This is a genomic window from Streptomyces sp. AC555_RSS877 (genome assembly GCF_019049245.1).
Lineage (GTDB): Bacteria > Actinomycetota > Actinomycetes > Streptomycetales > Streptomycetaceae > Streptomyces.
Genome location: NZ_JAGMUK010000059.1, coordinates 160,816 through 181,851, shown reverse-complemented (window position 1 = coordinate 181,851; position 21,036 = coordinate 160,816). Strand labels below are relative to the sequence as shown.

Annotated in this window: 24 protein-coding genes; 13 read left to right on the top strand and 11 right to left on the bottom strand. The window is 70.5% G+C overall.

The annotated features are described in order from the left end of the window. Window positions 1–215 precede the first annotated feature (215 nt). Complete coding sequence (nagB, locus tag KUM49_RS26400; RefSeq protein WP_217239436.1) at window positions 216–1,001, bottom strand: glucosamine-6-phosphate deaminase; 786 nt, start codon at window positions 999–1,001, stop codon at window positions 216–218. A 182-nt stretch (window positions 1,002–1,183) separates the two neighbouring features. Further along, window positions 1,184–1,936, bottom strand: a complete 753-nt coding sequence (locus KUM49_RS26395) for an SDR family oxidoreductase (RefSeq protein ID WP_217239435.1) — start codon at window positions 1,934–1,936, stop codon at window positions 1,184–1,186. A 96-nt stretch (window positions 1,937–2,032) separates the two neighbouring features. Between KUM49_RS26395 and KUM49_RS26390 the strand changes: the two genes are divergently transcribed. Beyond that, window positions 2,033–2,665 carry a TetR/AcrR family transcriptional regulator gene (locus KUM49_RS26390; RefSeq protein WP_217239434.1) on the top strand — a complete coding sequence of 211 codons (633 nt, stop codon included), beginning with the start codon at window positions 2,033–2,035 and terminating at the stop codon, window positions 2,663–2,665. Window positions 2,666–3,040: 375 nt separating this feature from the next. Further along, window positions 3,041–4,516, top strand: coding sequence for a sensor histidine kinase (locus KUM49_RS26385; protein WP_217239433.1), 1,476 nt, complete (start codon window positions 3,041–3,043; stop codon window positions 4,514–4,516). 174 nt (window positions 4,517–4,690) lie between these two features. On the opposite strand, the gene KUM49_RS26380 is transcribed toward KUM49_RS26385, so the two are convergent. Together KUM49_RS26380 and KUM49_RS26375 are read right to left on the bottom strand one after the other, a co-directional pair. Next, the gene (locus KUM49_RS26380) at window positions 4,691–4,948 is read right to left on the bottom strand and encodes a WhiB family transcriptional regulator (RefSeq protein ID WP_016639615.1); all 258 of its coding nucleotides are present in this window, start codon (window positions 4,946–4,948) and stop codon (window positions 4,691–4,693) included. A 318-nt stretch (window positions 4,949–5,266) separates the two neighbouring features. After that, on the bottom strand, window positions 5,267–6,235 hold the full coding sequence (locus KUM49_RS26375; RefSeq protein WP_217239432.1) for a diacylglycerol kinase family protein: 969 nt from the start codon (window positions 6,233–6,235) through the stop codon (window positions 5,267–5,269). Between the two features lie 116 nt (window positions 6,236–6,351). Between KUM49_RS26375 and KUM49_RS26370 the strand changes: the two genes are divergently transcribed. Beyond that, window positions 6,352–6,807 carry a hypothetical protein gene (locus KUM49_RS26370; RefSeq protein ID WP_217239431.1) on the top strand — a complete coding sequence of 152 codons (456 nt, stop codon included), beginning with the start codon at window positions 6,352–6,354 and terminating at the stop codon, window positions 6,805–6,807. A gap of 39 nt (window positions 6,808–6,846) precedes the next feature. On the opposite strand, the gene KUM49_RS26365 is transcribed toward KUM49_RS26370, so the two are convergent. The 3 genes from KUM49_RS26365 to KUM49_RS26355 all read right to left on the bottom strand — a co-directional run bounded on the left by KUM49_RS26365 (window position 6,847) and on the right by KUM49_RS26355 (window position 8,878). Next, window positions 6,847–7,956 (bottom strand): RNA polymerase sigma factor SigF, encoded by a 1,110-nt coding sequence (locus KUM49_RS26365; RefSeq protein WP_217239430.1) that lies wholly within the window; start codon window positions 7,954–7,956, stop codon window positions 6,847–6,849. Further along, window positions 7,953–8,366, bottom strand: a complete 414-nt coding sequence (locus tag KUM49_RS26360) for an anti-sigma regulatory factor (protein ID WP_019058277.1) — start codon at window positions 8,364–8,366, stop codon at window positions 7,953–7,955. The genes KUM49_RS26365 and KUM49_RS26360 overlap by 4 nt, the downstream gene beginning before the upstream one ends. Before the next feature lie 251 nt (window positions 8,367–8,617). Then, window positions 8,618–8,878, bottom strand: coding sequence for a UBP-type zinc finger domain-containing protein (locus KUM49_RS26355; RefSeq protein ID WP_217239429.1), 261 nt, complete (start codon window positions 8,876–8,878; stop codon window positions 8,618–8,620). 86 nt (window positions 8,879–8,964) lie between these two features. On the opposite strand from KUM49_RS26355, the gene KUM49_RS26350 reads away from it, so the two are divergent. Further along, on the top strand, window positions 8,965–10,560 hold the full coding sequence (locus KUM49_RS26350) for a Na+/H+ antiporter (protein WP_217239428.1): 1,596 nt from the start codon (window positions 8,965–8,967) through the stop codon (window positions 10,558–10,560). Window positions 10,561–10,591: 31 nt separating this feature from the next. On the opposite strand, the gene KUM49_RS26345 is transcribed toward KUM49_RS26350, so the two are convergent. Together KUM49_RS26345 and KUM49_RS26340 are read right to left on the bottom strand one after the other, a co-directional pair. Further along, window positions 10,592–11,503, bottom strand: coding sequence for a 1-aminocyclopropane-1-carboxylate deaminase/D-cysteine desulfhydrase (locus tag KUM49_RS26345; protein WP_217239427.1), 912 nt, complete (start codon window positions 11,501–11,503; stop codon window positions 10,592–10,594). Between the two features lie 43 nt (window positions 11,504–11,546). Further along, entirely contained in the window at window positions 11,547–12,137 is a 591-nt protein-coding gene (locus tag KUM49_RS26340) for an N-acetylmuramoyl-L-alanine amidase (protein WP_217239426.1), read from the bottom strand. Window positions 12,138–12,451: 314 nt separating this feature from the next. Between KUM49_RS26340 and KUM49_RS26335 the strand changes: the two genes are divergently transcribed. The 3 genes from KUM49_RS26335 (at window position 12,452) to KUM49_RS26325 (ending at window position 15,911) form a co-directional block, all read left to right on the top strand. Next, entirely contained in the window at window positions 12,452–13,858 is a 1,407-nt protein-coding gene (locus KUM49_RS26335; RefSeq protein ID WP_217239425.1) for a family 2B encapsulin nanocompartment shell protein, read from the top strand. 105 nt (window positions 13,859–13,963) lie between these two features. Beyond that, a complete protein-coding gene (locus tag KUM49_RS26330; protein WP_217239424.1) occupies window positions 13,964–15,052 on the top strand; it encodes a family 2 encapsulin nanocompartment cargo protein polyprenyl transferase in 1,089 nt (362 codons plus the stop codon). Between the two features lie 253 nt (window positions 15,053–15,305). Continuing rightward, window positions 15,306–15,911: an N-acetyltransferase gene (locus KUM49_RS26325; RefSeq protein ID WP_217239423.1), complete on the top strand. Its 606-nt coding sequence runs from the start codon at window positions 15,306–15,308 to the stop codon at window positions 15,909–15,911. Window positions 15,912–16,129: 218 nt separating this feature from the next. On the opposite strand, the gene KUM49_RS26320 is transcribed toward KUM49_RS26325, so the two are convergent. Further along, window positions 16,130–16,720 (bottom strand): TetR/AcrR family transcriptional regulator, encoded by a 591-nt coding sequence (locus tag KUM49_RS26320; RefSeq protein ID WP_217239422.1) that lies wholly within the window; start codon window positions 16,718–16,720, stop codon window positions 16,130–16,132. Window positions 16,721–16,843: 123 nt separating this feature from the next. Here KUM49_RS26320 and KUM49_RS26315 point away from each other — a divergent pair, with 123 nt between their 5' ends. The 5 genes from KUM49_RS26315 to KUM49_RS48615 all read left to right on the top strand — a co-directional run bounded on the left by KUM49_RS26315 (window position 16,844) and on the right by KUM49_RS48615 (window position 19,805). Further along, window positions 16,844–17,428 carry a dihydrofolate reductase family protein gene (locus KUM49_RS26315; RefSeq protein ID WP_217239421.1) on the top strand — a complete coding sequence of 195 codons (585 nt, stop codon included), beginning with the start codon at window positions 16,844–16,846 and terminating at the stop codon, window positions 17,426–17,428. Window positions 17,429–17,454: 26 nt separating this feature from the next. After that, window positions 17,455–17,673 carry a hypothetical protein gene (locus tag KUM49_RS26310; protein ID WP_217239420.1) on the top strand — a complete coding sequence of 73 codons (219 nt, stop codon included), beginning with the start codon at window positions 17,455–17,457 and terminating at the stop codon, window positions 17,671–17,673. A gap of 133 nt (window positions 17,674–17,806) precedes the next feature. Further along, window positions 17,807–18,223, top strand: coding sequence for a YciI family protein (locus KUM49_RS26305; protein ID WP_217239419.1), 417 nt, complete (start codon window positions 17,807–17,809; stop codon window positions 18,221–18,223). A 7-nt stretch (window positions 18,224–18,230) separates the two neighbouring features. After that, window positions 18,231–19,457: a sigma-70 family RNA polymerase sigma factor gene (locus KUM49_RS26300; RefSeq protein WP_308406752.1), complete on the top strand. Its 1,227-nt coding sequence runs from the start codon at window positions 18,231–18,233 to the stop codon at window positions 19,455–19,457. A gap of 9 nt (window positions 19,458–19,466) precedes the next feature. After that, window positions 19,467–19,805: a DUF952 domain-containing protein gene (locus KUM49_RS48615; protein WP_254401788.1), complete on the top strand. Its 339-nt coding sequence runs from the start codon at window positions 19,467–19,469 to the stop codon at window positions 19,803–19,805. Here the strand turns inward: KUM49_RS48615 and KUM49_RS26295 are convergent. Next, on the bottom strand, window positions 19,802–20,545 hold the full coding sequence (locus KUM49_RS26295; RefSeq protein ID WP_217239418.1) for a VOC family protein: 744 nt from the start codon (window positions 20,543–20,545) through the stop codon (window positions 19,802–19,804). The genes KUM49_RS48615 and KUM49_RS26295 overlap by 4 nt on opposite strands. 313 nt (window positions 20,546–20,858) lie before the next feature. On the opposite strand from KUM49_RS26295, the gene KUM49_RS26290 reads away from it, so the two are divergent. Beyond that, window positions 20,859–21,017, top strand: a complete 159-nt coding sequence (locus KUM49_RS26290; protein ID WP_217239417.1) for a hypothetical protein — start codon at window positions 20,859–20,861, stop codon at window positions 21,015–21,017. The last annotated feature ends 19 nt before the right edge of the window (window positions 21,018–21,036 follow it).

Sequence of the window (21,036 nt, the reverse complement as noted above, 5' to 3'; positions counted from 1 at the left end):
GGAGGGCTCCCGTGCCCACGGGTCTCCGCCCCGCGCGGCCGGGCGTGCTCCCAACGGCCGGCGAGCTCTCGCACGGCCGGCGAGCTCTCGCACGGCCGGGCGCGCTCCGAAGCGTGGGTGAGCCTCCCCCGAGCCCGCATGCGCCGCCCGCCCCACAAAGGTGCCGGTCAGAGCCCTCCCCGGGGCAGCCCGCCCCGCCCTCGCCCCCGCCCTCGCTAGATCCCCTGCCACTCCGGCTTGTTGGCGTACGTGTGGCGGAAGTAGTCCGCCAGCTTCAGCTTGGACGCGGCGGCATCGTCGATGACGACCGTCGCATGCGGATGGAGCTGGAGTGCCGAGGCCGGGCACACCGCGGCGATGGGTCCCTCGACGGTCGCGGCGACCGCGTCCGCCTTGCCCTCGCCCGTCGCCAGCAACACCAGGTGCCGCGCCTCCAGGATGGTTCCGATGCCCTGCGTGATGACGTGGTGCGGCACCTGTTCTATGTCGCCGTCGAAGAAGCGCGCGTTGTCGATCCGCGTCTGCTCGGTCAGCGTCTTGATCCGCGTGCGCGAGGCCAGCGAGGAGCAGGGCTCGTTGAAGCCGATGTGTCCGTCGGTCCCGATCCCCAGCAGCTGCAGATCCACCCCGCCGGCCTCGGCCAACGCCCCGTCGTACGCCTCGCAGGCCCCCTGGACGTCCTCGGCGGTGCCGTCCGGCCCCATGAACGCGTCCATCCCGATGCCGAGCGGCTCCAGCACCTCGCGCCTGAGCACCGAGCGGTACGACTCCGGATGCTCGGCGGGCAGCCCCACGTACTCGTCGAGCTGAGCGATCCGGACCCGCGAGGCGTCGACGGCGCCGGAACGCACCTTCGCCGCCAGCGCCTCGTAGACGGGCAGCGGCGTCGAGCCGGTGGCCACGCCGAGCAGGGCCCCGGGCTTGCGTCGGAGCAGCTGTGCCATGGCCTCGGCGATGAGTTCGCCGCCCGACTTGGCGTCCGGAACGATGACAACTTCCACGCTGGGCCTGCCGATCTGAAGAGGGGGACTCGACTCTGAAGAGGGGACCTCGACTGTGACCCGATAGGGCCTATGTGGTTTAGACCAATCTAACAGAGGCTGGTCTCACGGCCCAGATGGCAGAAGGCGTACAGGCCGACGGCCGCCGGAGCCGAGACGCTCGCCCCGGCGCCCCCGCCCGGCTACCTAAGCGAGCCCCCCGTCGCGTCCACCCAGCTCCCTGTGACCCATCCGCCGGCCTCCGACGCCAAGAACGCCACCACGTCCGCGACGTCGCCCGGCGTCCCGACCCGCCCCAGCGCCGACATGGCCGCCGCGCCCGCCCAGGCCGCGTCGTCGGCCCGCAGCCAGTCGGCGTTGACGTCGGTGTCGACTATCCCGGGGGCCACGGTGTTCACGGTGATGCCCCGAGGTCCCAGCACCTTGGACAGATCGCGGGTGAAGACGTCGAGGGCTGCCTTCGACATCGCGTACGCCATCTTGTCCGGCATTGCGGCGTTGCGCGCGAGGCCCGAGGAGATGTTGACGACCCGCCCGCCGTCCCGCAGCCGTGACGCGCCCTGCTGCGTGATGAAGTGCGGCGCCTTCACGTTCACCGCGAAGACCCGGTCGTACTCCTTCTCGTCGATCTCCTCGAACGGCCGCGACGTCCCGATTCCCGCGTTGTTCACCAGGATGTCCAGCCCGTCCGCGTGCCGGTCGAACTCCTCCCACAAGGCCTCGGCGTCACCGGGGCGCCCCAGCTCGACGCCGACCGCGAATGCCGAGCCGCCCGCCTCCTCGATCGCGGCGACCGTGTCCTTCGCGGCCGCCTCGTTCCTGCCGTAGTGCACCGCGACCCGCGCGCCGTCACGTCCCAGCCGCTCGGCGATCCCTCGCCCGATCCCCCTGCTCGCTCCCGTGACGAGTGCTGTCCTGCCGGTGAACACGCCCATGTCGGCGCCCCCTTCGCATTATCTAGCGGTCGCTACAGAAAAACCGTACAACATCCCGCCCGACACTTCTCTAGCACCCGCTATAAAATGCACTCCATGGTGAGCACCGAGGACACTCAGGTGAAGTCCGGACCGGCGTCCAGGCCGCGCGGCCGTCCGCGCTCCTTCGACCGTTCGACCGCCCTGGAGAGGGCGGTCATGGCCTTCTGGGAGCACGGCTACGAGGCGACCTCGGTCTCCGACCTCACGAGGACCATGGGTATAGGCGCCCCGAGTCTGTATGCGGCCTTCGGCGACAAGCGGTCACTGTTCGAGGAAGTCGTCCGCGTGTACGGCGGGACGTACGGCTCCTTCGCTCAGCGCGCCCTGGAGGAGGAACCGACCGCACGCGCCGCGGTCCAGCGACTGCTGCGCGAGGCCGCGGTGGAGTTCACCGATCCCGCCCACCCGTACGGATGCCTGGTGATCCACGCGGCCACCAACTGCACGACACCCGAGGTGGAGGGCGCCCTGCGCCTGCAGCGCAACGCCAACATCGCCGCCATGGAGAATCGCATCAGGACGGACATCGCCACCGGCGAGCTGCCACCGGACACCGATGCCGCCGCGCTCGCACGTCACGCGGCCGCCGTCTTCCAGGGCATGTCCCAACAGGCGCGCGACGGCGCGAACCGGGGGGAGTTGGAGGCGCTCGCGGAAATTGCCATGGCCATCTGGCCCCGCACATGAACCCACACGGGTTAGGCTGCGTGAAGGATGCCAGGGCGTCCGAACCCTGGGGACCAGCGGTTGCGCCGCACGAAAAAGTCCCAACAACAAACAGGCTTCAACGCATGGACACATGTAGTGGTCTAGTCCACAATGCGTAGGGACAAGAGAATACGAGCACGCTTCCGCCTTCCCCGCACAGGAAGGCGGACCGAGGAACCGGAGCTCTCTGCCCTGACTGCCCCGGCTCCTCATCCTTCGGCCGACCGGGACCGCACACCCCACGGCCGATGTTGCTCCGGGCTGCGGTGCCGGGAGGGTTGAGGGTCCCTCCCAGGCGCCGCGGCCCGCGGGTGTTCTACGGGCCCGTCCATCTGCCCAGGTACGCTCGCATACGTGCCCTCCATGAACGAACTCGTACACCAGCACACGGCTCTCGACGACTCCGATCTCGAGTGGCTGCACCTGCTGGTCTCGGAGTGGCAGCTGCTCTCCGACCTCTCCTTCGCCGACCTCGTGCTGTGGGTACCCACCCGCGACGGCACCCGCTATGTCTCCGTCGCCCAGATGCGGCCCAACACCGGCCCCACCTCGTACCAGGACGACATGGTCGGCCATCTCGTCCCGCGCGGCCGCCGCCCCCTGCTGGACGCCGCCCACGACGAGGGCCGGATCGTGCGCGAGGGCGACCCCGAGTGGCGCGAGGAGGTCCCGGTCCGCGTCGAGTCGATTCCCGTACGACGGGAAGGGCGCGTTCTCGGCGTCATCGCGCGCAACACCAACCTCCTCACGGTGCGCACCCCGAGCCGCCTGGAGCTGACGTACCTCCAAAGCGCCTCGGACCTCGCGCAGATGATCGCGGCCGGTTCCTTCCCGTTCGCGAACCAGCAGGTCGACATGGACGCCTCGCCCCGCGTCGGCGACGGCCTGATCCGCCTCGACGCGGACGGCATCGTCCAGTACGCCTCGCCGAACGCGCTGTCCGCCTACCACCGCATGGGCCTGGCCGCCGACCTCGTCGGCCACCACCTGGGCGAGACCACCGCGGAACTGGCCCCGAGCCACGGGCCGGTGGACGAAGCGCTCGCCAAGGTCGCCAGCGGCTGGGCGCCGCGTGAGTTCGAGATCGAGTCCCGCGACGGGGTGATCCAGTTCAGGGCGATCCCGCTCAAGCCCAAGGGCACCCGCATCGGTTCGCTGGTGCTGCTCCGCGACGTCACCGAACTGCGCCGCCGTGAGCGCGAGTTGATCACCAAGGACGCCACCATCCGGGAGATCCACCACCGCGTCAAGAACAACCTCCAGACGGTGGCGGCCCTGCTGAGGCTCCAGGCCCGGCGCATCGAGTCCGACCGCGGCCGGGAAGCGCTCGAAGAGGCCGTACGGCGGGTCGGATCGATCGCGATCGTGCACGAGACGCTGTCCCAGAACCTGGACGAGCGCGTGGAGTTCGACGAGATCGCCGACCGCGTCCTCGCGATGGTCGCTGAGATCTCGCCGGGCAAGGTCACCGGCCGGCGCAGCGGCCGCTTCGGCATCCTGGACGCGGAGGTCGCCACACCCCTGTCCATGGTCCTGACCGAGATCCTCCAGAACGCCCTGGAGCACGGCTTCCGTGAGGGCGAGACCGGCACCGTCGAGGTCACCGCGGTCCGCGGCGGCACCACCAAGGAGGCCCGCCTCCTCGTCACCGTCCAGGACGACGGCGTCGGCCTCCCCGCGGGCTTCGACCCGCACACCGCCGGCAACCTCGGCCTGCAGATCGTACGAACCTTGGTCGAGGGCGAGTTGGGCGGCACGTTCGACATGGTCCCGGCGCCGGAGCGAGGGACCCAGGTGATCCTGGACCTCCCGGTGCGGCCGAACAAGTAGGGCAGAACAACCAGCGCACAGCAAAGAGCCCCGGACCGTTCAGGGTCCGGGGCTCAACATGCTCGTTGCCAGCTTTTGCTGCGCATCGGGGGTACTGCGCGCTGCGGCTCGGGGGCGGGAGATGCGTACGCGCTGTACGCGCCGCCAAGCTGAGGCTGTTGTGGGGCGGGTATGTCAGGCGGAGGCCTGACGGGCCCGGTTGCGGGCGGCGCGGCGCTTCATGGCGCGGCGCTCGTCCTCGCTGAGACCACCCCAGACGCCGGAGTCCTGGCCGGACTCGAGCGCCCACTGCAGACACTGCTCCATGACGGGGCAGCGACGGCAGACGGCCTTGGCTTCCTCGATCTGCAGCAGCGCAGGACCGGTGTTGCCGATGGGGAAGAAGAGCTCGGGGTCTTCCTCGCGGCAAACGGCGTTGTGACGCCAGTCCATGGCTGCTACCTCTCCTTGGTATTACATGCAAGTTGCTTGTGAATGTGAACGCTTTCACGAATCCCTCAACAAGTGAAGGGCCGACCGCCAGGTTTCCTGGTGTGGTCCTGTGTGTGTTGAGGGGTTCTGGTGATCAGTGGAGGCCGGTGTTGCGGGCCGTCTCGATCGCCACGTAGAGACTCGCAAACCTCAGCGGCGGATACAACCCCTACCGGAAAGTTTTTTTTGATTCCTCGGTGTCGACTAGGTCACAGCCGTACTTCCATGGGGTGGACCCTGGTCTAAACGTTCGAGTGAAAGGACTTTGGCCTTTTCTGCTCACACAATCACACGCAGTGCACGGCGTACGCCTGTGAACGTCACGCTCGTTCGCAGTCCGAGGTGGTCGCCGTCCATCTGGAGGGGCAGCGGCACCTTCGAATGCAAGGTGAACTGGTCCGCGTCGTGCAGGGAGAAGGCGTGCTTGCCGTGCGGTCCGCGCTCGGGGGACGAAGTGAGCAACTGAGTGCCATACCGGGCTACAGCGGTCGGCGTCATGCGGCTGAGACCGAGTACGTCGAGGCCTTTATCGAACGAGGCCTTAGGTGACGCGTACATCGGGTGATTGCCCAGGAAGGTCCACGGAGAGGTGTTCGAGACTATGGACAGCACCAGATCGGTCACCGGCTCCGCGTCCGGCCGCTCCAGCGTGATCGTCCCGTGCCGGCGGTGCGCCTCGCCGAAGAACTGGCGCAGCGCCTGGCGTACGTAGAGCGCGTGGGTGGACTTCCTGCCGCGCTCGCGCTGCTGCTCGACCCGCCCGACCACGCCGGCGTCGAAGCCGAGGCCCGCGTTGAAGGTGAACCAGCGGGACGGCACGGCCTCGTCGTCCGAGCCGGGTGTGCCGGAGGTCAGGCCCAGGCCGACCGTGCGTTCGCTGCCCTCGCGCAGGGCGTCCAGCAGGGCGCCGGTGGCCTCCACGGCGTCGTTGGGCAGGCCCAGAGCGCGGGCGAAGACGTTCGTCGAGCCGCCGGGGACCACCGCGAGGCCGGGCAGGCGCTCCGGATCGGGGCCGGAGTGCAGGAGGCCGTTGACCACCTCGTTGACCGTGCCGTCGCCGCCGAGCGCCACCACCAGGTCGATGTCCGAGCTCTCCGCGGCCTGACGGCCCAGGTCGCGCGCGTGGCCGCGGTACTCGGTGGTGACCACCTCGAGCTTCATCTCGCTGGCCAGCGCGTGGATCAGGACATCGCGCGTACGTGCGCTTGTGGTGGTTGCCGCCGGATTGACCACGAGAAGTGCACGCATGGGTTGCAGCGTACCTACTGGGTGGTACCGGGCACAGGGCGAGGTAGTGATCAAGTAAGACTTCCGGGCGTGAACCTCGCCACGGGGGCATACGGCCCGAGGGCTACCCTTCTGGGGTGAGCGCTGAGCAGAACCCCGCCCCCGAAGCCGCGGAAGCCGCCCGGGACACGGAGCCCCGTCCGGCCCGGCTGACCGCCGCGGCGGCGCTGGCCGCAATGGAGGGGCTCGCCCTGGCAGTCGGCGGCGGATGGATGCTGGTGGAGGGCTTCGCGGGGGACGCGGACGACGGGCAGTCGGCCGTCACCGGGGGTATCACCCTGGTCGTGCTCGCACTGCTGCCGCTGCTCGCCGCACGAGGGCTGCTCGCCCGGCGCAGCTGGAGCCGGGGGCCGGCCGTCATCACGCAGATCATGGCACTGCCGGTGGCCTACAACCTGCTGCAGGCCGACAGCCTGGCGATTCCGGCGGGGATCGCGCTCGCGGTGGTGGCCGTGACCGCGCTGGTCCTGCTCGTCAACGCGGAGACGACCCGGGCCCTCGGGATCCGGGGGCCCGGCAACGTACAGAAGTAACTGCCACAGGCGTTACCTCTGACGCGTACGCCTGAGGCGTTACTCCTCCACCAGCAGCTTCTCCCGCAGCTGGGCCAAGGTCCGGGCCAGCAGCCGGGAGACGTGCATCTGTGAGATGCCGACCTCCTGCGCGATCTGCGACTGGGTCATGTTGCCGAAGAACCGCAGCAACAGGATCCGCTTCTCGCGCGGGGGCAGGTCCTCGAGGAGCGGCTTGAGCGACTCCCGGTACTCGACGCCCTCCAGTGCCTCGTCCTCCGCGCCCAGCGTGTCCGCGACCGCGGGGGACTCGTCGTCGGTGTCGGGGACGTCCAGGGACAGCGTGGAGTACGCGTTGGCGGACTCCAGGCCCTCCAGGACCTCCTCCTCCGAGATGGCCAGCTTCTCGGCCAGCTCGTGCACCGTCGGGGAGCGGCCGTGCTGCTGGGAGAGTTCGGCGGTGGCCGTGGTCAGCGCCAGCCGCAGCTCCTGGAGCCTGCGCGGGACGCGCACCGCCCAGCCCTTGTCACGGAAGTGCCGCTTGATCTCGCCGACGACCGTAGGAGTCGCGTACGTCGAGAACTCCACGCCGCGGTCCGGGTCGAAACGGTCGACCGACTTGATCAGGCCGATGGTGGCGACCTGGGTGAGGTCGTCCAGCGGCTCGCCGCGGTTGCGGAAGCGGCGCGCGAGGTGCTCGACGAGCGGCAGGTGCATACGGACCAGCCGGTTGCGCAGCTCCGCGTACTCCGGGCTGCCGTCCGGCAGGGTGCGCAGCTCCAGGAACAGGGCCCGCGCCCCGCTGCGGTCCTGTGGGTCGTGCCGTGTGGCCTGCACGCGCTGCGGGGCCTTCTCGTCGTCTCGCTCGTGCTCGCTCATCGTCCCGCCCGTAGCCCTTCCCCGAGCCCTCGCCTGCGCTCGGACAGGGGACACCCCGATCCGTCCGTCCAGAGGCGTGCTCTGTACGGCACCTTCCCGATCACGCTGCCCGTCGCCCGGGAAGCCGGTCTCCGAGGAGCCGTCCTCCGGGTGCGGCCGGGCCTGCTCGGGGATGCCGTCGATGCCGTCCGCCATGCGTCGGGATGTGCTCGGGCCGCCCGTGCTTTCGGCGGTCGGCAGCTCCCGTGTGCCGCGCTCTTCGTCCCGCACCGGCCCGTCCCCGTCCCTCACGCCGGCCCGGGTCCCGCGCCGCGTTGTTTGTAGAGGCTGATCGAAACGGTCTTGTCCTCGTCGACGGCCGAGGAGACCTTGCCCGCCAGGGCCGACAACACGGTCCACGCGAAGGTGTCCCGCGCCGGAGCGTGACCGTCCGTGGTCGGCGCCGAGACGGTGACCTCCAGCGAGTCGTCGACGAGCCGGAAGACGCAACTGAGTACGGAGCCTGGCACGGCCTGCTGCAGCAGGATCGCGCAGGCCTCGTCCACCGCGATGCGCAGATCCTCGATCTCGTCGAGGGTGAAGTCCAAACGGGCCGCGAGGCCGGCCGTGGCCGTACGCAGCACCGACAGGTAGGCACCCGCAGCCGGCAGCCGGACTTCCACGAAGTCCTGGGTCGCGGGCTCGCCTGCGATCTGGGACACCCTCACCTCCAAGGTGGTACAAGCATTTCGGGGCCGAGGGTCGCCCCCCGGGGGTAACGCGATACGTGGTTCAGCGGTGACGCTACCGCGCTCTCAGCTTTCCTGTCCCCGGGACCCCAACCCCTTGCTGTCACTCATAGTAAACACACGAACACGCTCCGTGGCTAGGGGGTTCGCGGGCCCAATTGGGAAGAGGGCGCGCCGGGTTGACGTACCCAGACGTCAGACGGTCGAACCGTCCGGATCCCGGGTCAAACGAGCACGTGGTCGACGAAGCACCAGCGCCATGCCTCTCCGGGCTCGAAGGTCCGCATGATGGGGTGTCCCGAGTCCTTGTAATGCTCCGTCGCGTGGCGTTTTGGTGAGGAGTCGCAGCAGCCGACGTGGCCGCAGGTCAGGCACAGCCGAAGCTGTACCGGATGGGTGCCGGTCGCCAGACACTCCAGGCAGGTGTCGCTCAGCGGCCCGGGCTCGGGGAGCGGCAGCGCGTCGGCGTGCGTGCACTGTTTCATGATTGCCAGGTTACGACGGGCGCGCGGATGAACGCGCGGAAAACCGAGGGTGGGCGAACGACGATGGACAAGAGTGGGCGAGGGCCATGGACGTGATGCCCCTGCTGTTGCTGGTGGCGGGCAGCGCCATGATCGCCGCGGCCGCCAGGCGGACCCCCGTGCCGGCACCCCTGCTGCTGGTCGCCGCCGGGCTCGTGATCTCCTACGTCCCAGGGGTCCCGGAGTACACCCTCGACCCGCATGTCGTCCTGCCGCTCATCCTGCCCCCGCTGCTGTACACGGCCGCCACCGACAGTTCGTACCTGGATCTGCGCGCGCAACTGAGGCCCGTGGCGCTGCTGTCGGTCGGGTATGTCCTGTTCGCGACCTTCGCCGTGGGCTGGGCCGCCTACCTGATCGTGCCGGACCTGCCGCTGACCGCGGCACTGGTACTGGGCGCGGTGGTGGCGCCGCCGGACGCGGTCGCCGCCACCGCGGTGGCACGCCGGGTCGGGCTGCCCTCCCGGATCACGACGATCCTCCAGGGCGAGTCCCTGGTGAACGACGCCACCGCGATCACCGCCTACCGGGTGGCCCTCGCGGCGGCGGTCGGCGAGGGCGCCACCTGGGCCGGCGGGATCGGCGAGTTCCTGCTGGCGGCGGTCGGCGGCGTCGGCTTCGGCCTGGTGCTCATGGTGCCGCTCCACTGGCTGCGCACCCACCTCAAGGAGGCGCTGCTGCAGAACACGCTCTCCCTGCTGATCCCGTTCGTCGCGTACGCGGCCGCCGAACAGGTGCACGCCTCCGGTGTCCTCGCGGTCGTGACCGTCGCGCTCTACCTGGGACACCGCGCGTGGCAGGTCGACTTCGCGACCCGTCTGCAGGAGGAGGCCGTCTGGAAGATGGTCGCGTTCGTCCTGGAGTCCGCCGTGTTCGCCCTGATCGGACTGCAACTGCCGGTGGTCCTCAAAGGCCTCGGGGAGTACGAGGGCGTCCGCGCCGCCTGGTACGCGGTCCTCCTCTTCCTCGTCGTCGTCGTGTCCCGGTTCGTGTGGGTGTACCCGGCGACCTTCCTGCCCCGCCGACTGTCCGCGCGCATCAGGGAACGCGAGCCGAATCCCACCTGGAAGGGGCCATTCGTCATCGCCTGGGCCGGCATGAGAGGCGTGGTCTCCCTGGCCATCGCCTTCTCCATCCCGATGACCATGCACGGCGGCGAACCCTTCCCCGAGCGCAACCTCGTCCTGTTCCTCACCTTCACCACGGTCATCGGCACGCTGGTCCTCCAGGGCCTCACCCTGCCCACGCTGGTCCGCCTCCTGAAGCTGCCCGGCCGGGACACCCAGGCCGAGACGCTCGCGGAGGCGAACGCCCAGGCGCAGGCCTCCCGGGCCGCCGAGCGCCGCCTGGAAGAACTCCTCTCCGACGAGCGCAACGCGCTCCCAGCACCCCTCGCCGAGCGCCTCCGTAGCGTCCTGGAGCGCCGCCGCAACGCCGTGTGGGAACGGCTCGGCCAGGTCAACCCCCTCACCGGCGAAACCGCCGACGACACCTACCGCCGCCTGTCCCGGGAGATGATCAGCGCGGAGCGCGCGATCTTCGTCAGGCTGCGCGACGCCCGCCACATCGACGACGAGATGCTGCGGACGCTGCTGCGCAGGCTGGACCTCGAAGAGGCCGCCGCCTTTCGCGAGGCGGCGTGATGATTTCCGTACCGTGCCGGAAGACCGCAGGTCACCCGGCGAACGGGGCCCCGGTCACCACCGCGGCCACCGCGGAGCCCTCCTCGAACGCCCCCTCCTCCACCAGCACGACAAGCCCATACAGCAACTTGGCGACATAGAGACGCTCGACCGCCACCCCGTGCCGCCCCTCGAAGTCCTCGGTGAAGGCATCGAGTGCCGACGAGGCCCGGCCGTAACCCCCGAAGGAGAAACGGTCGTCGAGGGTCCAGTCGCCGCGTCGCCCGCCGAAGGCCTGCTTCTGGAGGGCCACTGTGTCGGCGGTCAGGAAGCCGCCCTTCAGCACGGGAATTCCCAGCGCCCGCTGTCCGGGCTCCAGTCCCGCCGCGACACCCGCCAGCGTGCCGCCGGTGCCGCAGGCGAGCGCGACCACGTCCGCCTGCCCCCGCAGCTCCTCGCCGAGGGCCCGACACCCCCGTACGGCAAGCGCGTTGCTGCCACCCTCCGGCACGACGTACGCGTCTTCGGCGCCGGCCGCCTGCGTCAGCTCCGCCAGGACCTCCGGGTCGCCCTTGCATCGATATGTCGCTCTGTCGACGAAATGGAGCCGCATGCCGTCTGCGGCGCACCGGGCCAGGGAGGGGTTGAGGGGGCGGTCGGCCAGTTCCTGGCCGCGCACGATGCCGATCGTGGGCAGGCCGAGGAGGCGGCCCGCGGCGGCCGTGGCGCGTAGGTGGTTGGAGTACGCGCCGCCGAAGGTGACGACCGTGCGGCCGGCCGCGGCGGTGAGGTTGGGGACCAGTTTGCGCCACTTGTTACCGACGAGTTCCGGGTGGATCAGGTCGTCGCGCTTGAGCAGCAGACGGACGCCGCGGCGGGTGAAACGGTCGTCGGTGACCTCCTGCAACGGCGACGGGAGCCGGGGGCGGAGGGCGGCGAGGTCGGGGGTGTCCGGGCTGGTCACCGCACTATTGTCACCATCCGGCGATGCCGCCCGGCACGGCGGGTCACTTCAGGCGGTCCCGGATCCGCTTGCGCATCGACGCCATCGTGAAGCCCCGCGGATCGACCTTCCCCGGCTGCCACTCCAGGTGGCCGATGACCGATCGTTCCGTCCAGCCGTGGTGGCGGCAGATCGCGGCGGCCGCTCTCTCGATCGCGTCGAGCTGGGCCTCGGGCCACGGGTCCCGTCCATCGCCCAGGTTCTCGCACTCGAAGCCGTAGAAGTGGCGGTTTCCGTCGGTGTTGGCCTCGTTGTCGTGAGGGAGTGCCTTCTCGGCGATCACCGCGCGCAGGACGTCGTCGTCGCCGAGGCCGGCGTGGTTGGCGCGGCCGTAGCCGACGAGGTGGACGGTGCCGTCCTTGGTGATGACGCCGTGGCACAGCGGGCCGGGAAGGTCCGCGTAGCCGTCGCGGCACAGGCGTACCGTGCGCTCGCTGCCCTTGGTCACGGTGTGGTGGATCATCACCCCGTGGACCGGGCCCCAGGGGCCCTTGTGGTTGCGATTGTGGTGCTCCCAGTCGCCGACCTCGACGACGGTGAGACCCTCCGCCCTCAGACCGGCCAGGAAACCGCCCGCGGACATGGGTGAGGCCATGACCGCCTCCTTCGCGCTCGCGCGTCGGCCGCCGTGCGCGGCCGACTCGTACCGCTTGCTTGTACCGGAAGCGGAGTGGCCGGACTACTCGCTCGCACAGCGTGCGAGCCGATCCGGACAACTTCCTTCCGCTGGCGTGAAACGGCCGTCGAAGCGAGGCACTGGACAGGATCCCCCCATGTGCCCAGTGGATCGGTGATCCATTCCCGCTCTTTCGTGTAATAGCACCGGCACGATCCGTGGTGGAAGGCTTGTGCGTGCAGATCGATGCGGGGCGCAGATCAGCGCCGCGCAAACCGGGAGGGCAATTCCTTATGTCGGTAGGCGAAGAGGTCCGCACCGAGCAGGACAGGCCGCAGCAGAGCCTCGGCACGGCGGCCGCGCGGAACCTGGCCACCACCACCAAGTCCGCACCACAAATGCAGGAGATCAGCTCCCGCTGGCTGCTGCGCACTCTGCCCTGGGTCAATGTGCAGGGCGGAACATACCGGGTGAACCGGCGACTGACCTACGCCGTGGGGGACGGCCGGGTCACGTTCGTGAAGACCGGGGACCGCGTCGAGGTGATCCCCGACGAGTTTCGCGAACTGCCCGCACTGCGGTCGTACGAGGACGAGGACGTGCTCACCGAGCTCGCCCGGCGCTGCGAGCAGCGCGAGTTCAACCCCGGGGATGTGATCGCCGAGTTCGGAAGCCAGGCGGACGAGGTCTTCCTGCTGGCGCACGGCAGGGTGGAGAAGGTCGGCACCGGCCCGTACGGCGACGACGCGGTCCTCGGAGTCCTCGCCGACGGCGCCTACTTCGGCGACCAGGGACTCCTCGACCCGGACTCCATCTGGGAGTACACGGCCCGGGCGGTCACCGCCTGCACGGTGCTCGTGCTGCCCCGTCAGCATGTCGAGCAGGTCGCGGAGCGCTCCGAGTCCCTGAGCGGACACCTCCAGGAGCAGCGGGCGATCCCCTCGCAGCGCACCAACAAGTTCGGCGAGAAGGAGATCGACCTCGCGGCGGGTCACGACGGCGAGCCGGACATCCCGCACACCTTCGTCGACTACGAGGCCAGGCCCCGCGAGTACGAACTGAGCATCGCCCAGACCGTCCTGCGCATCCACTCGCGCGTGGCCGACCTCTACAACCAGCCGATGAACCAGACCGAGCAGCAGATCCGGCTGACGGTCGAGGCGTTGAAGGAACGCCAGGAGCACGAGCTCGTCAACAACCGCCAGTTCGGGCTGCTGCACAACTGCGAGTACGACCAGCGCCTCCAGCCGCACGACGGCGTGCCCAGCCCCGACGACCTGGACGAGCTGCTCAGCAGGCGGCGCGGCACCAAGCTGCTGCTCGCCCACCCGCGCGCGATCGCGGCGATCGGGCGTGAGCTCAACAAGCGCGGACTGGTCCCGGAGACCATCGAGGTGGCCGGCAACCGGATCCCCACCTGGCGCGGGGTGCCGATCTACCCGTGCAACAAGATCCCGGTCACCGAGGCCCGTACGACCTCGATCATCGCCATGCGTACCGGCGAGGCCGAGCAGGGCGTCATCGGCCTCCAGCAGGCCGGCATCCCGGACGAGATCGAGCCCAGCCTGTCCGTGCGCTTCATGGGCATCAATGAGCAGGCGATCATCAAGTACCTGGTGACGGCCTACTACTCGGCCGCGGTCCTGGTGCCGGACGCGCTCGGCGTCCTGGAGAACGTCGAGATCGGCCGCTGGAGTTGACGTCCGCGCACCTGAACGCCGTGTCCCCGCCCTTCGGGGCGGGTACACCCCGGTCGTATGCGCCCAGCCACAGCGGAAGCGCCACCGCTCTCCGAGGGGGACCCCATGGCCGAGTTCATGACGGACACCAAGCAGAGCGCCGGCCCACACCCCACCGGGGCCCGTCCGCTCGACGGGCAGGAGGCGGGGGCGATCCTGGAGCGGGCCCGGACCTCGGTCGACCCCGCGCTGCGGGCCGCCCTTGAGTCGCTGCCCGGCTCCATGCGCCGCGTCGCGCTCTACCACTTCGGCTGGGAGCACGCGGACGGCACTCCGGCGGCGGGCAATGCCGGCAAGGCGATACGTCCCGCACTCGTCCTCACCGCGGCCGCCGCGCTCGGCGGACCGGGGGCGCGGACGGCGGCCGTGCGGGCGGCCGCCGCGGTGGAACTGGTCCACAACTTCACACTGCTGCACGACGACGTGATGGACCGGGACGCCACCCGGCGGCACCGGCCCACCGCGTGGACCGTGTTCGGCGACGCCGACGCGATCCTCGCCGGGGACACTCTCCAGGCACTCGCCCTGCGGCTGCTGGCAGAAGATCCGCATCCGGCGTCCGCGCGGGCCGCCGCCCGACTCGCGGACTGCGTCGTCGAGCTGTGCGCCGGGCAGCACGCGGACACGGCCATGGAGCTGCGAGGGCCGGGCGAGGTCACCCTCGACGAAGTGCTCGCCATGGCCGAGGCCAAGACGGGCGCGCTGCTCGGGTGCGCCTGCGCGTTGGGCGCGCTGTACGCGGGTGCGGCGGAGGAGGACGTCGAGGCGCTGGACGCGTTCGGCCGTGAGGCGGGGCTCGCCTTCCAGCTCATCGACGACGTGATCGGCATATGGGGCGACCCGCGCAGCACCGGCAAGCCGGCCGGCGCGGACCTCGTCGCCCGTAAGAAGTCGCTGCCGGTGGTCGCCGCGCTCACCTCGGGCACACCGGCGGCCGGAGAACTGGCCGAGCTGTACGGCGTTCCGTTCCAGGAAGGCGACCTGGAGCGGACGGTTCTCGCCGTGGAGCGGGCGGGCGGGCGTGACTGGGCGCAGGTCCAGGCCGCCGACCGGATGGCCCGTGCCATGCAGGAGCTGGCCCGCGCGGTGTCCGACCCGGAGGCGGCGGGCGGGTTGCTGGCGCTGGCGGAGTTCGTGACGCGGCGCAGCAACTGAGGTCGTCGGGACCGCGTCACCAGACCCGTCGACCGGCATCGAACGCCGTCGCACCGTCACCAGGACCCCGGAGCCGCCGGGGCCGCGCGGTCCTGACCCCGCGCGGCTGCCGGCGGCTCCGGTCGGTCGGGTCCCGCACATCCCCACGGTGTGCGGGCCTCGCCGGTTCGTACGTGCCGATGGCGCGTTCATGCCCACCCGCCCAGCGCAACGGCCTTACGATCAAGGTCCGTTGACGCGAAGGGGCGGGGACATGGGCATGGAGATCCGGACGGCGAGCGCAGGCGACCGTGAGCTGGTCGTCCGGCTGCTGGACGCGGCCTTCCAGGACGATCCGGTCAGCCGCTGGGTGTTCCCCGGTGACGAGTACCGCCGTACGACGCACCACAGGTTGATGGCCGCGTTCACCGACATCGTGTTCGGCGAGGGGCGCGTCGACATCACCGAGGACGGCGCGGCCTGCGCGCTGTGGCTGTCCGTACCGGCGGCGGACAGCCACGGTCAGGACACCGGTGAGGACGACGGCCCGGCCCAAGTGCGCGCCGCCGTCGACCCCGGGAACGAACGCGTCGAACTCATCGGCCGGCTCACCGCCGACATCCACCCCTCGGACCGTGCCCACGCCTACCTGTGGATGATCGGCGTGGCTCCCGAGCGCCAGGGCGAGGGCCTCGGCACGGCGCTCATCGCCCCGGTTCTCGACAGCTGCGACCGCGACGGTCTGCCCGCCTACCTGGAGGCAAGCAGCGTCCGCAGCCGCAAGCTGTACGAGCGCCTCGGCTTCGAACTCGCCGACCGCCCCCTCGACCTGCCGGAAGGCCCGCAGATGTGGCCGATGTGGCGCGAGCCGCGCACCTGACCGCGGCCGCTGCCCACCCGCCTCGGTCCGCTGTCCGCGCTTCCCGCCCACCCGCTCCGGCCCGCCGACTCACCCCTCGGCCCGTCGGCCTGCCTCTGTTCGACAGCCGTCCCACCCCTCGTGGCCTGCCCTCGCTGGTCCGCTGGCCGCTCCCCGGGCTTCCAGCCAGCCCGGCCTGCCCCCTCCCACCCCCTGACCCGCCTTCCAAGCCCGCCGGTCTACCCCTCCGGCACCACCGTCGCCACGATCCGCTCGACCAGGCCCTCCGGCACGCTCGCGCCGGGCAGTACGCCGTCCAGGACGTCCGGCAGGGTGAGGTGCTCCAGGAGCAGTCCGAGCATCGCGAGGTAGAGCACGGCGACGGTCTCGTCGTCGCCGGGGAGCCCGGCCTCGCGGTGGAACCGCATGCCGTACTCCAGGTCGCCGCGCACCGACTCGGTGAAGGATGCGCGCAGTTCGGGACGGCGGGTGGCTTCGAGACGCATCTCCAGGAGGGCCAGATAGCCGGTGCGGTCACGGGTCGCGCGGGTCATCAGGTCGTGCATGAAGGCGGCGACCAGCAGGCGGTCCTTCGGTCGCGTCATCAGGTCGGCGAGTTTCTCGGGGTCGGGCGCGAGCCGCTCGTGCAACCGGACGTCGATCTGCCGCAGCAGGTCGTCGCGTCCGGTGAAGTAGTTGGAGGCCGTGCCCACCGGCACGGCGGCCTCCGTGTCCACCGCGCGGAACGTCAGCCCGCGCGCCCCCTCGCGTGCGAGCACCTCGACACCCGCGTCCACGAGCGCGGCCCGGCGCTCCGGGTTACTGGCCATACGGAATGCCCTCTCCCACTTGATCTCGTACGCGAAATCCGCTTGCAACCACTACAAGAGAAGTACTACAACTGAAGTACTTCAAATGAAGTGGTTCACGGCAGCCTACGAAAAGAGACCGGCTTGCGAAAGCTCACGTACTACATCGCCTGCTCCGTCGACGGGTTCATCGGAGACCCGGGCGGCGACGCGACGACCATGTACCGCTTCGCGGACGAGGAGTTCGTCGAGTTCGTCAGCGCCGAGTATCCGGAGACCGTCCCGACCCCCATCCGCCGGGCCATCGGCATCGACGACCGGCCGAACCAGAAGTTCGACACGATCATCCAGGGCCGTGCCAGCTACGACATCGCGCTGAAGGACGGCCTCACCAGCCCGTACGCCCACCTGCGCGAGTACGTCGCCTCGCGCACCCTGAAGGAGTCGCCAGACCCGCACGTCGAGATCGTCGCGGAGGACCTGGTCGCCAAGGTGCGCGAACTCAAGGCGGAGGACGGCAGACTTGGCATCTACCTGTGCGGCGGCTCGGTGCTCGCGGGCGAACTGCTCGACGAGATCGACGAACTGGTCATCAAGACGTACCCGGTCGTCCTGGGCGCCGGGATGCCGATGTTCGGGTCCGGCGTCACGGTCACCGACTTCGAGCTCGACGCGGTGCGCACCTTCAAGAACGGGGCGCTCGTGCGGACGTACAACAGGAAGCGCTGACGCCTCGCTCGCCCTACTCTGAGGGCATGGACAGCGACGCACATGCCTGTCCCGCCTGCGGACAGCCCGTCGATACAGTCGTCCGGCGCCACAAGACGCTGGGCGCGTGGGTTCCGGTATGGGTTCCCGGCCCGTGCCGCAACCCGAAGTGCGAGGCGTACGTCGACAAGGCCACGGACGCCGCCGACGAGAAGCACAAGCCCCGCATCCCCGCCACGGACACCGTCATCACGAAGAAGCCCTGAGCCGAGCCGGCCGGAGAAGGAAAAGTCGAGCCGAGTTGTCGAGAACCCCCGACCGGCTCCGACGTCCCCTGTGAGAGCCGCCCACCACGGGTGGCCCGAGGCGCAGACGCCGAAGACGTGAAGGAGTGGACTCATGAAGTACCTGGTCATGGTGCAGGGCACGCAGGCGGACTACGAGGCGATGAGCGGCAAGGGATCCCCGGAGTCCCCGGCCTGGAACGCGCAGCAGCTCGAGGCGATGTACGCCTACATGGCCGCGATCAACGACGACCTCTCCGAGACCGGCGAGCTCGTCGACGGACAGGGCCTGGCCGAGCCCGCGCGGGCCCGCACGGTCACACTCGGCGACGACGGCAAGGCCGTGATCACCGACGGCCCGTACAGCGAGACCAAGGAGCTGATGGCCGGCTACTGGGTCCTGGAGTGCGCGAGCCTGGAGCGGGTCACGGAGATCGCCGACCGCGTCACCCGCTGCCCCCAGCCCGACGGGGCACCGAACTACCCGGTGGTGATCCGGCCCATCATGGACGGCGCCGGGGACCTCTGCTGACCCGCCCGTGCGAGCCGACCGCGAGACCGAGGACCTGCTGCGCCGCCACGCGCCGCAGGTCCTCGGCGCGCTGGTCAGGCGGTACGGCCATTTCGACGCCGCCGAGGACGCTGTACAGGAGGCGCTTTTCGCGGCGGCCGGGCAGTGGCCCGCGGAGGGAGTGCCGGACAACCCGCGCGGATGGCTCATCAAGGTGGCCTCGCGGCGGCTGACCGACGCCCTGCGGGCGGAGCAGGCGCGGCGGGCACGGGAGGAACGGGCGGCGGCGCTGGCCCCCCGCGACGCGTTCGTCACCGGGGACGGGGACCGGGACCGGGCGCCCCGGGAGGACGACACCCTCTCCCTTCTCTTCCTGTGCTGCCACCCGGATCTGCCGCCGCCCGCGCAGATCGCGCTGACCCTGCGCGCGGTCGGCGGCCTCACGACGGCCGAGATCGCCCGCGCGTACCTGGTCCCGGAGGCCACCATGGCCCAGCGCATCAGCCGCGCCAAGCTGAAGGTGCGAGGCGTGCGCTTCGGGCGGCCGGACAACTGGGTCGAGCGGCTGCCCGCGGTCCTGCAGACCCTCTACCTGATCTTCAACGAGGGTTATACGGCGACCTCCGGGCCCGCCCTTCAGCGGCGCGACCTCGCCGCCGAGGCGATCCGCCTGACCCGCACGGTCCACCGCCTGCTCCCCGACGACGGCGAGACGGCCGGTCTGCTGGCCCTGATGCTGCTCACCGACGCCCGCCGTGACGCCCGCACCGGGCCGCACGGCGAGCTGGTCCCCCTCGACGAACAGGACCGTGACCGCTGGGACAAGGCCGCGATCGAGGAGGGCGTCGCCCTGGTCACCCACGCGCTGAGCCGCGGCCCCGCCGGGCCCTACCAGGTCCGGGCCGCCATCGCCGCGGTGCACGACGAGGCGCCGACCGCTCAGGCGACCGACTGGCGGGAGATTCTGGGCCTCTACGACGTCCTCGTGCGCCTCGTCCCCGGTCCCGTCGAACGGCTGGGCCGTGCGATCGCCGTCGCCATGGTCCGGGGCGCGCATGCCGGACTCGCCGAACTGGACGCACTGGAGGACGAGTTGCGCACGGGTCATCGTCTGGACGCGGTCCGGGGCCACCTTCTCGAGCGCGCCGGCTCGTACGACGACGCCCGCGCCGCCTACGAGTCGGCCGCCGCCAAGACCCTGAGCCTGCCGGAGCAGCGCTATCTGCGGGCTCGGGCGGCCCGTCTGAGGCCGTAACGTCGTTCCATGACCACCTCGACGCCCGTCCTTCACCTCACCGAGCGCTCCCTGTGGGAAGCGGCCCGCGCGCGGGGCACGTACGAGCTCTCGACCCGCGGCCGCACCCTCCGGGAGGAGGGCTTCATCCACTGCTCGACGCGTGCCCAACTCCCGCGGGTGGCCGCTCTTCTGTACGGCACCTACGACGGCCCCGACGACCTGGTGGTCCTCGTCGTCGACCCCGAGCGGCTCGACGCGGAGCTGAAGTACGAGGCACCGGAGCCCGGCGCCGAGGAGTTCCCGCACGTGTACGGGCCCATCCCGGTGGAGGCCGTGGTCGACGTGGAGGTGTGGCGCAACAGCTAGGGCCGCGCCGCCAGTCCGCCCGTCTCCGGATCGCGGCCCGTCAGGCAGTACGTGCCGCCCGCCGGGTCGCGCATGACCGTCCAGTGGCGGCCGCGAAAGGCGGGTTTCGCCCCGAGCCGCTCGTGCTCGGCAGCCGTCGCCGCGATGTCCGCGCAGGCCAGGTCCAGGTGGGCGGTCAGGGGCCGCTCCTCGTCGAGGCGCTGGAGCAGGACGCGGACCGGCTGCCCGGGCGGCGGCTCGACCACGTGGAACTCGGGGAGCGAGCCGGGCCGGGACTGCCAGTCCGGCAGCAGCGCGCCCCAGAAGGCGACCTCGGCGTCGTACGCGGACGGCGGGACGTCGACACACACCTGGTCGAGCCGGCTGCCCCGCACCACCGGCGGCCGCACCGACTCCCCGTGCCACGCGACGGCACAGAACAGCTGCCCCGCGGGCGACCGCAGTACGGCCCACCCCTCGTGCCCGGCCGCCACGGCCGCCCCGCATCCCATCGCCGACTCCACGAACCCGGCCACGTCGTCCACGGCGAAGTCGAGATGCGCGCCGCCGGCGCCCTCCGCGACGCCCTGGATCTTCACGCAGGCGTCGGCCCTGCCCGTCGGCACGAGAGTCGCGAACTCGCCCTGCTCACCCCGGGGTTCGGACAGCCGCGTGTCGGTGACGGCCGTCCAGAACTCCTGGGCCCGGTCGAGGCCCTGGGCGGGCCGGTCGATGAAGGCGTACGTCCAGCGGATGCTCATGCGGCGATCGTAGGCGGGGGAGACCCGGCGCCCGACCGAAAATTTCGGGAGGGAGACAACGCGGCGGCGGGATCCGTCAACTGGGCTTACGGTAGGGCGGGTTGTGGTGGAGTGCGTGCGCTCGTGTGCGCCTCTGTGTCGATGTGACCACGGTCACTTCGTGGGGGATCACAACCTGACGATGGGTCAGTATGATCAAAATGTGGCAAAACCTTACAAAAGAGAGCAGAACCCCGTTGTATCGGGTGGGCTCGGAGTTGCCCGGCTGGGAGTCAGAGCCGTCCTGTGGGGCGTCGCCCTCATCCTGGCGGCCGTGACCGCCTGGATCGTCCGGGTGGTGGTGATGTCGGGCGGCGGCATCACCCTCGCGCTCTGCGCCCTGGCCTTCGCCGCCCCGTGGCCGCTGTTCCACCTCGCCGCCTCCCGACGGACCCGGTCCTCACGCACCGGCCGCACCACGGGCATTTCCTGAAACAGTTCGTCGTCGGCCC